General features: G+C 67.0%; 11 protein-coding genes. 4 read left to right on the top strand and 7 right to left on the bottom strand.

Annotation, left to right across the window (positions count from 1 at the left end):
* Window positions 1-16 precede the first annotated feature (16 nt).
* On the bottom strand, window positions 17-955 hold the full coding sequence (locus D7Y61_RS03460; protein ID WP_180865048.1) for a LysR family transcriptional regulator: 939 nt from the start codon (window positions 953-955) through the stop codon (window positions 17-19).
* Between the two features lie 105 nt (window positions 956-1,060).
* Between D7Y61_RS03460 and D7Y61_RS03455 the strand changes: the two genes are divergently transcribed.
* Window positions 1,061-1,804 (top strand): SDR family oxidoreductase, encoded by a 744-nt coding sequence (locus D7Y61_RS03455; protein ID WP_180865046.1) that lies wholly within the window; start codon window positions 1,061-1,063, stop codon window positions 1,802-1,804.
* A gap of 48 nt (window positions 1,805-1,852) precedes the next feature.
* Window positions 1,853-2,200, top strand: a complete 348-nt coding sequence (locus D7Y61_RS03450) for a hypothetical protein (protein WP_180865045.1) — start codon at window positions 1,853-1,855, stop codon at window positions 2,198-2,200.
* A 91-nt stretch (window positions 2,201-2,291) separates the two neighbouring features.
* Here the strand turns inward: D7Y61_RS03450 and D7Y61_RS03445 are convergent, their stop codons facing one another.
* From D7Y61_RS03445 to D7Y61_RS03435, 3 genes are read right to left on the bottom strand one after another with little or no spacing between them, the layout of a single operon-like run.
* A complete protein-coding gene (locus D7Y61_RS03445; protein ID WP_180865043.1) occupies window positions 2,292-5,369 on the bottom strand; it encodes an efflux RND transporter permease subunit in 3,078 nt (1,025 codons plus the stop codon).
* Complete coding sequence (locus D7Y61_RS03440; protein ID WP_180865041.1) at window positions 5,366-6,544, bottom strand: efflux RND transporter periplasmic adaptor subunit; 1,179 nt, start codon at window positions 6,542-6,544, stop codon at window positions 5,366-5,368. Before D7Y61_RS03440 ends, D7Y61_RS03445 begins: the two co-directional genes overlap by 4 nt.
* Window positions 6,541-7,788: a TolC family protein gene (locus D7Y61_RS03435; protein WP_180865039.1), complete on the bottom strand. Its 1,248-nt coding sequence runs from the start codon at window positions 7,786-7,788 to the stop codon at window positions 6,541-6,543. Before D7Y61_RS03435 ends, D7Y61_RS03440 begins: the two co-directional genes overlap by 4 nt.
* A 62-nt stretch (window positions 7,789-7,850) precedes the next feature.
* On the opposite strand from D7Y61_RS03435, the gene D7Y61_RS03430 reads away from it, so the two are divergent.
* Both D7Y61_RS03430 and D7Y61_RS03425 read left to right on the top strand, forming a co-directional pair.
* Window positions 7,851-8,525, top strand: a complete 675-nt coding sequence (locus D7Y61_RS03430; protein WP_180865037.1) for a response regulator — start codon at window positions 7,851-7,853, stop codon at window positions 8,523-8,525.
* Window positions 8,518-9,891, top strand: coding sequence for a sensor histidine kinase N-terminal domain-containing protein (locus D7Y61_RS03425; RefSeq protein ID WP_180865035.1), 1,374 nt, complete (start codon window positions 8,518-8,520; stop codon window positions 9,889-9,891). Before D7Y61_RS03430 ends, D7Y61_RS03425 begins: the two co-directional genes overlap by 8 nt.
* Window positions 9,892-10,014: 123 nt before the next feature.
* On the opposite strand, the gene D7Y61_RS03420 is transcribed toward D7Y61_RS03425, so the two are convergent.
* From D7Y61_RS03420 to D7Y61_RS03410, 3 genes are all read right to left on the bottom strand, one after another.
* Entirely contained in the window at window positions 10,015-12,366 is a 2,352-nt protein-coding gene (locus D7Y61_RS03420) for a GH92 family glycosyl hydrolase (RefSeq protein WP_180865033.1), read from the bottom strand.
* A 96-nt stretch (window positions 12,367-12,462) separates the two neighbouring features.
* Window positions 12,463-12,786, bottom strand: coding sequence for a thioredoxin family protein (locus tag D7Y61_RS03415; protein ID WP_180865031.1), 324 nt, complete (start codon window positions 12,784-12,786; stop codon window positions 12,463-12,465).
* 5 nt (window positions 12,787-12,791) lie between these two features.
* A complete protein-coding gene (locus D7Y61_RS03410; RefSeq protein ID WP_019337746.1) occupies window positions 12,792-13,208 on the bottom strand; it encodes a host attachment protein in 417 nt (138 codons plus the stop codon).
* Window positions 13,209-13,343 lie beyond the last annotated feature (135 nt).

Below are 13,343 nucleotides of genomic sequence, written 5' to 3'. Positions count from 1 at the left end.
CGGCCGCGGGCCGGCACTACCCAGCGCCCCCCCTGGTCGGTAGTGCCGGCCGCTGGCCGGCAACCCCTGTCTGGTCAAACACCCCGGCAACCCAATCGATGAACACCCGCAACCGTGGCGACGGCGTTCGGTTGCGCGGGTAGACCAGGCTCAGTGGACTCGGCGTCGGCGGCGTCTCGGGCAACAGCTCCACCAACTGCTCGCGCGCGATGTACGGGTCCATCCGGTAGCGCGGCGCCTGGATGATACCGAGGCCCGCCAGCGCGGCACCAAGGAACGCGTCCGCACCGGACACTCGCACCCGCGCCGGCAGCGGCACGTAGCGCACCTGCCAGCCCTGCTGGAACTCCAGAGGAATCAGCTGGCCGGTGGCGCTGGAGCGGTAGCCGACCATCTGGTGGCCGTCCTGCAGTGCATCGATGCTGCCCGGTACGCCTCTGGCCTGCAGGTAGCCCGGCGAGGCCACCGTGACCTCGCGCAGCATCGTCAACCGTCGCGCCGCCAGATCGCTGTCGGCCAGCGTCCCCACCCGCAACGCCGCATCCACGCCTTCGCGCAGCAGGTCGACATAGCGGTCGCCTTCACTGACGTCCAGCTCGATCTCCGGGTAGCGCTGCAGGAATTCCGGCAGGTGCGGAAACAGCAGGTGCCGGCCCAGCGTGCCATGCACTTCAATGCGCAACGGGCCACGTGGCGGGGCATCACGGAACGCAGCCTCGGCATCGTCCATGTCGGCGATCAGGCGCAGGCAACGGCCATAGAAGGCCTCGCCTTCCAGCGTCGGCACCACCAGCCGGGTGGTCCGGTGCAGCAGGCGCACGCCCAGCCGCTGTTCCAGCGCCTTGATCGCGTCGGTCACCGTGGCCCGCGGCAGGCCCAGGTCCTCGGAGGCCCGGGTGAAGCTGCGGCGCTCGACGATACGGACGAAGGCGCGCATGGCCGTGAAACGATCCATTGTTCGGCTGTCCGGATGATGTTGACGGATTATGCAGGATTATCCGAAAAGGCAATATCGCGAAGATGGCCCTGCGCCACTCCGGCGCGCCCGCTGGAACCGACCATGACCCTCTCCCCCGCCCGCTCTGTCGCCCTGGTCACCGGCGGCTCCCGTGGCATCGGCGCCGCCATCTCCCGCCGCCTGGCCGCCGAGGGCCACGCGCTCGCGATCAACTATGCGGGGCGCCGCGACGACGCCGAAGCTTTGGCGGCCGAGCTCAGCGCAGCCGGAGCGCAGGCCATCGCGCTGCAGGCCGATGTCGCCGATCCTCAGGCGGTGCGGCAGCTGTTCGATGCCATCGAGGCGCGCTTCGGCGGTATCGACGTAGTGGTGAACAGTGCCGGCGTGCTGCAGTTGGCGCCGCTGGCCGACAGCGACGATGCCCTGTTCGAGCGGGTGATCGGGATCAACCTGAAAGGCGCCTTCAACGTGCTGCGCGAGAGCGCGCGACGGGTGCGCGACGGTGGCCGCCTGATCACCCTGTCCACCAGCGTGGTCGGCATCAGACTGGAGAACTACAGCGTGTATGCGGCCAGCAAGGCAGCGGTGGAGACAATGGGCGCGATCCTCAGCAAGGAGCTGCGCGGGCGAAACATCACCGTGAACGCAGTGGCCCCCGGCCCCACCGCTACCGACCTGTTCCTGGACGGCAAGTCACCGGAACTGATCGAGCGGCTGGCGAAGATGAACCCCTTGGAGCGGTTGGGTACGCCGGAGGACGTCGCCGGTGCAGTAGCCTTCCTGGCCGGCACCGATGGTGGGTGGATCAACGGCCAGGTGCTGCGCGCCAACGGCGGGATGGTGTGAAGACCCCTTCTCTGCCTATCCTCGCTCAAACGGACGGGAGCCACGCGCATGGGAAAGCCGGGCATCTGGTATTGGCTATGGATGATCACCCTCCTGATGGGAGGTCTGTTGGCCCTGGCGACGCTGGTACTGTGGACCAGGCTGCCTGGCGACGTTCGCAATCTGGCCATGGCGCTGACCTGGGTGCTGTGGGCACTGGCCACCGTCTGCTTCTTTCTGGGCGGCATCGTCGCTGGCTTTACGATCTGGGGCGTCAACCACGGCAGGAAAGTCTGGCGTGCGGACAGGCCGCGAGTTTTCTGGCTCTGCCACATCACCACGACGATGCTGTGCGTCAGCTGCCTGGGCCTGCTGATCGTACCGATGATGATTGCCTGGCAGGGCGTGGCGTGGTGACGTAGCACTGCTGTAGAGCCGAGCCCATGCTCGGCTGCTCTTCGCGCAGAAGCCAGAAGCAGCCGAGCACGGGCTCGGCTCTACATTATCGTCAGCCCGTCCGCGCCTCGCGGCGGCGGTGTACCCAGTAGTACAGCGTGGGCAGCACCAGCAGGGTCAGCAGCATCGCCGACAGCAGGCCGCCGATCACCACCACCGCGAGCGGTTTCTGCGTCTCGGCACCGATCGCATGCGAAGTCGCCATCGGCAGCAGGCCGAACATCGCCAGCAGCGCGGTCATCAGCACCGTGCGCAGGCGCTGCAGCGATCCCTGTACCACCGACTGCAGCAGGTCCATGCCCTGATCTCGCAGCTGCGCGAAGCGACTGAGCATCACCACCCCGTTCAATACCGCCTGCCCGAACAAGGCGATGAATCCAATCGCCGCCGACACCGACAGCGGAATGCCGGTCAGCCACAGCGCCAGGATGCCGCCGATCATCGCCAGCGGCACGTTGGCCAGGATCAGTGCTGCACTACTGATGTCCTTGAACGCGTCAAACAGCAGCACGAAAATCAGCAGCACCGACAACGGAATCACCCAGCCCAGCCGCTTCATCGCGCGCTGCTGGTTCTCGAACTCGCCGGACCACTCCAGCCGGTAGCCTTCCGGCAGCTGAACACTGGCGTCCACGCGCTTGCGCATGTCGGCCACCACGCTGCCCATGTCACGCCCGGCGATGAAGATGCTCACCGCCTTCACCCGCTGTGCGTTCTCGCGCGAGATGTTGATCGCGCCGCTGGCCATGCGGAAATCAGCCACGTCGGACAGCGTCACGGTGTGGCCGTCACCGATGCCGACCGGCACCGTGCGCAGCCGTTGCAGGTCGCGGTCGGCGTCGTCCAGGCGCAGCGTGATCGGGAACTTGCGGTCGCCCTCCCACAGTTCGCCAACCTGGCGCCCGCCCAGTGCGGTCTCGATCACCTCGTCGATGTCGCGCACATTGAGGCCATAGCGCGCAGCTCGGTCGCGGTCGATCTCGATCTGCAGCTGCGGCAATGACCCGTCCCGGTCGATGAACGCGCTCTCCACGCCCTCCACCCCACGTACCTGGCGCAGGATCGCCTGCGCCTGCTGGTTGAGTACGTCCAGATCCGAGCCACTGACCTTGATCACCACCTGGCCCTTGATCTGCGAGATGCTCTCCAGGATGTTGTCGCGCACCGGCTGCGAGATCGAGAACTCCGGCCCCGGAATGCGTTGCTCCAGGGTGCGCTGCAGGTCACTCACCAGTTGCCGCTTGTCCACGCCCTTCGGCCACTCCTTTTCCGGCTTCAGCGCTACCAGCGCCTCGATCTGGTTGGCGCCCTTGGCGTCGGAGCCGTCTTCCGGGCGGCCAAGCTTGGCCACCACCGTCGACACCTGCGGGAAGGTGCCGACCAGCTCACGGATGCGCCGCGACTGCTGCTGGGCTTCGGCCAGGCTGGTGCTGGGGTCGAGCGTGGCGGTCAACCAGATCGAACCCTCGTCCAGCTCCGGCAGGAACTCCGAGCCCAGTCGCGTGCCCAACGCCAGCGTACCGACCAGCAGCGCCACTGCAGTCAGCACCACTGTACGCGGTCGCGCCAGGGCGCGCTCCAGCACCGGCTTGTACCAACCCGTCAGGCGGTCCATCAGCGGATTGCCGTCGCGCATGCGGTCGCGCCGCAACCACCAGTAGCAGAACAGCGGTACCACGGTCAGCGCCAGGATCAGCGCACCGATCAACGCCGAGGTCACCGAATACGCCATCGGCGCGAACATGCGGCCTTCCTGGCGCTGCAGGGTGAAGATCGGGATGTGTGCGGCGATGATGATCAGCATCGAGAAGAACGTCGGCCGGCCCACTTCCGATGCGGCTGAAAGAATGGTCGAGAACCGCGCCTTCCGGTCGGCGTCGGGTGGTAGTTTCGAGAGTCGCGAAACGATGTGCTCGGTCACGATCACCGCGCCATCAATGATGATGCCGAAATCCATCGCACCCAACGACAGCAGGTTCGCCGGCACACCCCACAGATGCAGGCCGAGGAAGGTCGACAGCAGGGCCAGCGGCATCATCGCCGCCACGATCAGCGCGGCCCGGGCGTTGTACAGGAACAGCCACAACACCAGGAACACCAGCACCGCGCCTTCCAGCAGGTTGCGGAACACCGTCTTCAATGTGGTCGAGACCAGCCACGAGCGGTCATAGAACGGCTCGATGCTGACCCCGGCCGGCAGCTGGTTGGCCTGGATCTCGGCAATGCGCGCATGCAGCGCATCGAGCACATCGGACGGGTTCTCGCCTTTGCGCATCAGCACCATGCCGAACACCGCATCGTCGTTGTCGTCCTGTCCGACCAGACCCTGGCGCGGCAGGCCGGTGTCGGCGATGCCGGCCAGGTCGCGCACCAGGAGAGGCGTGCCCCCCCGCTGCGCCACCACCACGTTGCCGATGTCGGCCGGCGAACGCATCAGGCCGACACCACGGATCAGGAACTGCTGCTGGCCGCGCTCCACGTAGCCGCCACCGGCATTGGAACTGCCCTTCTCCAGCGCCTCGGCGAACTCGCCGAGACTGATACCGCGGTCGCGCAGCTTGTCCAGATCCGGCTTGACCTGGAATGTTCTCGCGAAGCCCCCAAAGCTGACCACATTGGCCACCCCTGGCACCGTGCGCAGGCTGCGCTCCATCGTCCATTCCTGCACCGTGCGCAGCTGGGTGGACGTCAGGTGCGGGCCCTTCAGCACATAGCGGTAGATCTCGCCCACCGCCGAGCTCATCGCCTCCAGCTCAGGGGTCACCCCTTCCGGCAGCTCCACGCCCTGCAGGCGCTCCAGCACCTGCTGCCGCGCGAAATAGTCGTCGGCCTTGTCATGGAAGGTCAGGATGATCATCGACAGGCCGAACTGCGTATGCGAGAACACCCGCACCGAATGCGGAATGCCGGACAACGCCACCTCCAGTGGCATCGTTACCTCGCGCTCCACTTCCTCGGCGGCACGGCCCGGGTGCAGCGACACCACCGTCACCTGGGTGTCGGACACATCCGGGAAGGCTTCCACCGGAAGCACGCGGAACGCGGCGATACCGGCGCCGATGAACAACAGCAATGCCAGCATCACCATCAACGGTTGGCGCAGGCAATAGGCAATCAGGCGATCGATCATGGCGCGGCATGCCCTGTAGCGCGAGCAGTCGCCGCTGCTACCGGCGCGCTGTCCACCAGCTGCTGCAGCAGCAGCCCGCCCTCGACCACCACCCGGCTGCCGGCCGCCAGGCCCTCACGCACCCACAAGCGGCCATCACCGAGTTCTTCGACCTGCACGGCATGGCGCACGAAACGGCCCTTGCCCTCTTCCACGAACACCACCTGCCTGCCGTCGATCAACAACACGGCCGCATCGGGCAGCGAGACACCTCCCTCGGCCGGCAACGCCACCTGTGCACGCACGTACTGCCCTGCCTTGAAGCCGCGTGCGCGGTTGTCCAGCTCGGCGCGCGCCTGCACTACGCGGCGCTCACTGTCGACAAAGTCGTCTACGTGCTGCAGCGTGGCCTGCAACGGCGTGCCGTCGGCGCCGGGCACGCTCACCTGCATGCCGGCCTTCAAGCGTCCGGCCAGGCTCTCCGGTACATCCAGCATCAACCACAGGCGGTCCGGATCGCCAATCACCGCCAACGGCTGATCGCTGTCGGGGCTGACTGTCATGCCCGGGCTCATCCGCCGCTCCACCAGCACGCCGTCGATGGGCGCGCGCAACGGCAGGCGCTGGTCGACGTGCTGGCCATTGCCATAGGCCTTGGCGAAGGCGGTCGCGCGTGCATGATCGGCCTGGCTGCCGGCGAAGCTGGCCTCGGCCTCGTCCAGTTCGCGCCCGGACGCTACGCCTGCGGCGTGCAGCTCGCGGGTGCGTTCCAGCTCCCTGCGGGCCTGCTGCAGCTCGGCGCGGCCACGCACGCCGTCGGCCTGGGCCTGGCCGAACTCGGGCGAAGTGATCCAGGCGATCACCTGGCCCGCCTTCATCTTCTGCCCTGGCTGCGCCTCGATGCGCGCCACCTGCCCCGCCAACGGCGTGCGCAGTGCACTGGATCGGGTCTCGTCCCAGACCACGCGGCCCGGCAGCTGCAGCCTGGCGCTGGCGCCGGCGGTCACCACCTCGCTGCGCAGCACGTCCAGCTGGCGGCTGTCGGCCGGGAACTGAATCTGCCCGGCACTGACCTGCGGCGCATCCTCGGTGTACGACGCCGGCTCGCGACCGCAGCCCCCCAGCAGGGCCAGCGCCAGCAGCGCCGGCAGCACGGCATGACGCGCCCGCAGGCGATGGGCGACGATGGACTTCATCGGGATTCTCCTTCAGCAACGGAAGTGGCCGCTACCCAGCGCGCCAGGGCAATGGCATGGTCGGCACGCGCTTCAATCAACGCGGCCTCGAACTCGCGCCAGCTGCGGCGCGCATCCAGCAGATCGGTCAGGCTGGCGGCGCCGCGCCTGTAGGCCAGCTCGATGCCCTGCACCGCCTTGCGTGCGGCGTCTGACTGCAGTCCTTCGTAGTCGCTGCGACGCTGTGCGGCGGACTGCGCACTGGCCTGCAACTGGTCCAGTTCGGCGCGCGCTTCGCGCTGCAGCACCTGCAGTTCCAGCGCGGCACTGTCACGGTCGGCCTCGGCACGCTGGATCGCGCCGCGCGCACGTGACGGGCCGCCGAGCGGAATGGTCAATGACACACCCCAGGTGACGCCGCTGATGTCGGTCGGCTCACGCTCGGCCTCCACGCCCAACTGGATGTCGCGGTGGCGCTCACTGCGCGCGAGTGCCACACCGGCGTCGGCCGCGGCCAGGCGCAAACGTGCCGCGCGCAGATCGGCACGCTGCTGCGGATCGAACGCATGCACGCCGGCCACGCTGCTGGCCTCCGGCCAGGGATCATCGGCACTGAGGTCATGGCTGCCGTCGCGGCCGAGCAGCAAGCCCAGCGCATGCCGCGCGTCGCGCAGATCCAGCGCTGCTTCGCGCGCCGCGTCGGCTACGGCGAGATCGTCCACCGCCAGGCGCGCGCGATCCACCGGTGCCATCGCCCCTGTCGCAACCTGCTTATCCGCCGCCGCCATCTGCTCGGCCGAACTCTGCCGGTTGGCGTCGGCAATCTGGGCCCGCTCCTGCGCGCCCTTCAGGCCGAAATAGGCTTCATGCAGTGCCACCTGTTGTCGGCGACGGGTATCGAGCATCTCCAGCCCTGCGACTTCCAGCAGCGCGTCGGCCTGGCGGATGCGCAACGCACGCTTGCCACCACGTTCCCAGGTCCAGCCCAGGCCCACGGTGCTGTCCACGCGCTTGTCCTGCCAGCGCCCCGGGCCGATGCCATGCTTGGGGCTGACCTTGCTGGTACCGAGCGACAGCTCGGTGGCCGGGCGCAATGCCGCCGTCTGCGCATCGCCCTGCACACCGCGCAGCTCCAGTGCCGCCGCACGCAAGTCAGGGTTGTGTGCGTCCATTGCGCGCTGCGCGTCCTGCAGGGACAGCGCCGAAGCCACAGGCGCGCACAGAAGAGTGGCCAGCACGGCCGCAAGACGAGAGGAGAAATTCATGTGCGTCAAGGTAAGGTGATGCACTTGCGCCAAACTTGCCCCAACCTTGCACGAAGCTTGCAATGCGAATCCTGCTGATCGAAGACGATGCCGCCCTGGCCGATGGACTGATCCGCGCCCTGCAAGGTGCTGGCCATCTGTGCGACCACCTCTCGCGCGGACTGCACGCACCTGCGGCGCTGGCCAGTGCACCCTATGACGTGATGGTGCTGGACCTTTCCTTGCCGGACGTGGATGGCCTCGACCTGCTGTCGCGCCTGCGCAACGATGGCACCACATTGCCGGTGCTGATTCTCACTGCGCGCGATGGCGTGGAGGATCGCATCCTTGGCCTCGATCGTGGCGGCGATGACTATCTGGCAAAACCATTCGCGCTGGGCGAGCTGGAAGCGCGCCTGCGTGCGTTGTCGCGCCGCCGCAGTGACGCACCCGCACAGAAGCGATTGGGCCGGCTGTGCTTCGACAGCATCCGCAACGAAGTGCAGGTAGAAGGCCAGCGTATCGAGCTGACCGCGCGCGAGCTTTCGCTGGTCGAAGCGTTGATGCAGCACCCCGGCCGCACCGTGACCAAGCAGCGCCTGTTCGATGCGCTTTACAGCTGGGACCACGAGGCCAACCTGTCGGTGATCGAGGTGCACGTCAGCCGCCTGCGCCGCAAGCTGGAGCAGGCCCGCGCCGGCGTCGGCATCCGCATGCTGCGCGGCCTCGGCTACCGGCTGGAGGCCGTGGGTGACTGAGCGCGTACACAGCCTGCGTGGCCTGCTGCTGCGCCGCCTGTGGCTGCCGCTGCTGGTGCTGATGCTGTGCAGTGCGGTTGACTCGTTTGCGTTGGCCCGTTTCTACGCCGGCCAGGTCTACGACCGCTGGCTGCTGGATTCGGCGATGTCGTTGTCCGAGCTGGTGACGGTGCAGGACGGCCGCGCATCCATCGAGATCACCCCTGCGGTATCACGCATGTTCACCTGGGACACCGCCGACGAAGTGCATGGCGAGGTGGTCGACGCCGTGGGCGGGCGCCTGTATGGCGACCTGCCCGATGCATTGCCACGTCCGGCGAGCGCCGCCGCGAATGACGATGCGGTCTACTACGATGCGCGCCTGCGTGGTCAACCGGTGCGCATGGTCGAAGTGGTGGTCAGCGCCGGCCCGGGCCATGACATCCGGCTGCGCGTGGCCGAAACACTGCGCAAGCGCCACCGGCTGGAACGCAAGTTGCTGCTGACCAGCGTGCCGTTCCAGGCCGCGATCCTGGCACTGGCGGCGTGGCTGGCCTGGTCCGGCACCGGCGCCGCCGCAGGCCACGCCAACCTGGTCGCACGGAAGCTGGCCAGCCCGCGGCCGGATCCGTTGGCACCGCTGGATCCGGCGCAGGAGGCACCGCGCGAACTGTGGCCGGCGGTTGAGGCCTACAACGCCCTGCTGCAGCGCCTGGACGCGATGCAGGATGCGCAGCGGCGCTTCGTCAGCAACGCCGCACATCAACTGCGCACCCCGTTGGCAGCCATGCAGGTGGAGCTGGAGAGCTCATTGCGCCAGCATGATCCGCAGACCCAGCAGCTGGCGCTGTCCGGCACGCTGGCCGGGTTGGCCCGCTTGCAGCATCTGGTCAACCAACTGCTGATGTTGAGCCGCTCCGAAGATCCGCATGGCAGTGCACTGCCGCTGCAGCCAGTGGACCTGGCCGCGTTGGCGCGCGGCGTGGTGGAGCGCTATGCGGACCGTGCATTGGCTGCAGGCGTGGACCTGGGTTATGACGGGCCCGACGACGGCGTGCAGGTACAGGGCGATCCGCAGCTGCTGCGCGAGGCGCTGGGCAACCTGCTGGACAACGCACTGCGCTATGGTGCCGTGCGTGGTGTGATCACCCTGGGCCTGCAGCAGAATGCCGAAGGCGTTCAGGCATGGGTGGATGATGACGGCACCGGCATTGCCGAGGCCGAACGCGGGCGCGTCACGGAACGCTTCTACCGGGCCAGCAGCGAAGGTGATGGCTGCGGGCTGGGGCTGGCGATCGTGGCCGAGATCGCGCAGCGGCATGGTGCGGCGCTGGTGATTGATACCGCCCCGATCGGTGGCGCGCGGGTGGGGTTGTGGTTTCGCTGACCTTTGTCGAATTGCCCTTGTAGAGCCGAGCCCATGCTCGGCTGCTCCTGGCACGATGCCTGAGCCGAGCATGGGCTCGGCTCTACAGGTTCCAGGTCAGCCGTGTAGCGTGCCAACCAAGCGTCACCGGCTCATCGAATACGGCGCCTGCGCGCCCTGCCCCGGCCATGCCTTGTTCGGCTCGGCCTGCATGCTGAAGCGCAGTTCGCCGCCGGCCAGGATCTCGTCGTGGCGCAGGAAGGTGCGCTGTAGCGGCTTGCCGTTGAGGCTCACGCTGCCCACATAGGTGTGCTTGTCATCCAGCTCATCGGCCACGATGGTGAAGGTCTTGCCGTTCGGCAGTCGCATCGCGGTCTTCGGCAGGAACGGACGACCCAGGATGTACTCGCCCGAGCCGGGGGCCACCGGGTAGAAGCCCAGCGCGGTAAACACGTACCACGCCGACATCTGGCCGACATCATCGTTGCCGGCCAGGCCATCGGGACGGTCGGCGTACTGGGTGTCCATGATCTGCTTCAGGCGCGCCTGCGTGCGCCACGGCTGGCCGGCATACGCATACAGGTAGGCCACGTGGTGGCTGGGCTCGTTGCCATGCGCATACCAGCCGATCAGGCCGGTGATGTCTTCCATGTGCTCGAAGATGGACGGATCGACCTTGGCGCTGAACACGTCGTCCAGGCGCGCGAGCAGCTTGTCGCTGCCACCGTGCGCGGCGGCCAGGCCGGCGACGTCCTGCGGTACGTACCACGAATACTGCCAGGCATTGCCTTCGGTGTAGTCGGTGCCGTAACCACTTGCGCTGGGATCGAACGGCGTGCGGAAGCTGCCATCGCGCTTGCGTGCGCGCATGAAGCCGGTGTCCTTGTCGAAGGCGTTGCGCCAGTTGCCGGCGCGCTTGTCGAAGGTGGCCGCAACATCGGTCTTGCCCATCGCCTGTGCCATGCGCGCGATGGTCCAGTCGTCGAAGGCGTACTCCAGTGTCTTGCTGGCCGCTTCGCCTTCCTCGTCGATCGGCACATAGCCCAGCTCGCGGTACTGCGCGATGCCGTCGTAGGGCCCGTAGTTGGCGGTCTCGACCATCGCCTTCAGCGCCTTGTCGGCGTCGAAGCCACGGATGCCTTTTACGTAGGCATCGGCGATCACCGGCACGGCGTGGTAGCCGATCATGCACCAGTCTTCCAGGCCGTGGAACGACCACACCGGCAGCATGCCGTAGGGGCTGTGCTCATGGTGGGCCAGCATCGAATTGACGAAGTCGCTGTTGCGCTTCTCCGGCTGCACCAGCGTCAGCAGCGGATGCAGCGCGCGGTAGGTATCCCACAGCGAGAACGTGGAGTAGTTGGTGTAGCCCTTGGCCTGGTGCACCGCGTTGTCCGAACCGCGGTACTGGCCATCGGCATCCATGAACAGCGTCGGCCCCAGCATCGTGTGGTACAGCGCGGTATAGGCGCTGCGTCGCGCATGTTCCGGCGCTTCGATATCCAGCACCGACAGCGCCTGCGTCCATTCCTGCTTTGCCTGCGCGCGAATGCGGTCAAAATCGAAGTCCGCCACTTCCGCGCCGAGGTTGGCGATGGCACCGGCTTCACTGACCGGCGAGATCGCAACCTTGACCACCAGCGGTGCGTCCAGCTTGCCGAATGCGAAGGTACCGACCAGCTGACGGCCTTCGATCTGCGCCCGCTGCGCTGGATCCTTCTCGCCCGGCGGCGGGAAGCCCTTGTAGACGATGTCCTGCTCGGTGTTGTGCAGCTCATGCCCGGCCAGCGGGCGCGAGAAACGCATCGCGAAATACAGCTGGCGGCCCGGCGCCCAGCCGCGCGTCTCGCGGAAGCCGGTCACCGTGCCATCGGCGCGCACCCGCACCCGCGACCACAGCACCTTGCCCGGGTAGTCGTACATGCTGGTGCGCATGTCCAGCAGCACCTTGGCATCGGCGCCCTTGGGGAAGGCATAGCGGTGCACGCCCACGCGCGCACTGGTGGTCAGCTCCGCGCGCACCTTGTAGTCATCCAGGGTGACTGCGTAGTAGCCCGGCTCGGCCTTCTCGTCGTCGTGGCGGAAGCGCGATGCATAGCCGCTGCGCGGCTTCTCGGGATCGCCACGCTCCAGGCCCGGATTGCCGGTGAACGGCATCAGCAGGATGTCGCCCAGATCCGAATGGCCGGTGCCGGAAAAATGGGTGTGCGAGAAGCCGACGATGCTGCTGTCGTCGTAGCGATAGCCGGCCGCCCAGCCGTAGGCCTTCTCACGCGGCTGGATGCGCGTATCCGGGCTGAGCTGGACCATGCCGAACGGCACTGTGGCACCCGGGTAGGTGTGGCCTTCACCTCCAGTACCAATGAACGGGTCGACCGAGGCGTAGGCCTTGTCGGCGGCGGTTTTGGCGGGAGCGGCCGACGCCAGGCAGGAAGCGAGCATTGCCGTGGCGGCGACAGCAATCAGGAGACGACGGTCCAGCGTGGGCATCGGCATTTGGATCGATTCAGGTGGTAGCCGGATGCTAGCACCGGGCCTGTCACGCCGCATGCTGCAGTGCGACTGCCCGGTGTCCCGCGCCGGGTTCAATCGTCAACCGGGAAGCGCGTTCTGCAACGACATGAGGTCCGCGCTGTGCAGCGGCCTCACCACCCGCGCGACCTCTTCTCCATCGCGCAGCAGCACCACTGTCGGCCACAGCTTCACCTTGAACGCTCGCCCCAATGCCCTTCCCTTGCCATCCTCGATCTTCCAATGCGGCAGATCGTTCGCTTCGACGAAGGCCTGCAACGCGGGCTGCGCGGCCTGGCAATGACCGCACCAGGGCGCACCGAACTCCAGCACCTGCCACCCAGCCTGCGCCGCCACCCCCGCAGAGGTGGGCTCGTTCGGAAGGTGATCACGCATGAACGGCATGAGCGCTACGCCGCCAGTGCCTTCTGGATGTCTTCCAGCGGCGCGTTGGTCAGGTCCTTGGCAATATCCCCGAGCAATCGCGCCTGGACCTCTTTATGCAGCAGCGGACGAATGCGACCCAGCGTGGTCGGGTCGGCGATCAACACCAGGTGCGCATAGCGGTTCTTCAAGGCATCCTCATTGAGCTGTTCGGCCACCTGCTTGGCGAACGTCGCCTCGTTGAGCTGCGAGACCGACATGTCCTTCGGCACGGCACCCGCAGGCCCCTGCCCGGACACGCCCTGCTCACTGATGTCCTGCAGGCGCAACTCGCCCTCCTGCTTCAGGGTCAACTGATGGTTGCTGCCCACGTTGGTGAACACCCGTGCCGAACCACCGTCGGCTACCACGATCAGCGTTCCTTCGGGAATCGTCCGCGCCATTGCATCCTCCGTCAATTTGAAAAGTGGGTGTGTGCTCCACCTTATGCACGCCTATGTCACCAGAGCGCGTACAGGATGTGATTCCGTCATCGCAATCTGAAATCCACCCTAAATTTACCGGGACGCCTGCCGCTA

This window comes from Stenotrophomonas maltophilia, assembly GCF_013464485.1.
Taxonomy (GTDB): Bacteria; Pseudomonadota; Gammaproteobacteria; order Xanthomonadales; family Xanthomonadaceae; genus Stenotrophomonas; species Stenotrophomonas maltophilia_AW.
The sequence above is the reverse complement of the archived record's forward strand: the minus strand, read 5'-3'. Positions and strand labels throughout refer to the sequence as shown.

Coding starts and splice junctions, on each gene's coding strand:
- D7Y61_RS03415 (WP_180865031.1), bottom strand. CDS start 12,786: ATGCCGTTCATGCGTGATCACCTTCCGAACGAGCCCACCTCTGCGGGG.
- D7Y61_RS03440 (WP_180865041.1), bottom strand. CDS start 6,544: ATGAAGTCCATCGTCGCCCATCGCCTGCGGGCGCGTCATGCCGTGCTG.
- D7Y61_RS03450 (WP_180865045.1), top strand. CDS start 1,853: ATGGGAAAGCCGGGCATCTGGTATTGGCTATGGATGATCACCCTCCTG.
- D7Y61_RS03420 (WP_180865033.1), bottom strand. CDS start 12,366: ATGCCGATGCCCACGCTGGACCGTCGTCTCCTGATTGCTGTCGCCGCC.
- D7Y61_RS03435 (WP_180865039.1), bottom strand. CDS start 7,788: ATGAATTTCTCCTCTCGTCTTGCGGCCGTGCTGGCCACTCTTCTGTGC.
- D7Y61_RS03430 (WP_180865037.1), top strand. CDS start 7,851: ATGCGAATCCTGCTGATCGAAGACGATGCCGCCCTGGCCGATGGACTG.
- D7Y61_RS03445 (WP_180865043.1), bottom strand. CDS start 5,369: ATGATCGATCGCCTGATTGCCTATTGCCTGCGCCAACCGTTGATGGTG.
- D7Y61_RS03460 (WP_180865048.1), bottom strand. CDS start 955: ATGGATCGTTTCACGGCCATGCGCGCCTTCGTCCGTATCGTCGAGCGC.
- D7Y61_RS03410 (WP_019337746.1), bottom strand. CDS start 13,208: ATGGCGCGGACGATTCCCGAAGGAACGCTGATCGTGGTAGCCGACGGT.
- D7Y61_RS03455 (WP_180865046.1), top strand. CDS start 1,061: ATGACCCTCTCCCCCGCCCGCTCTGTCGCCCTGGTCACCGGCGGCTCC.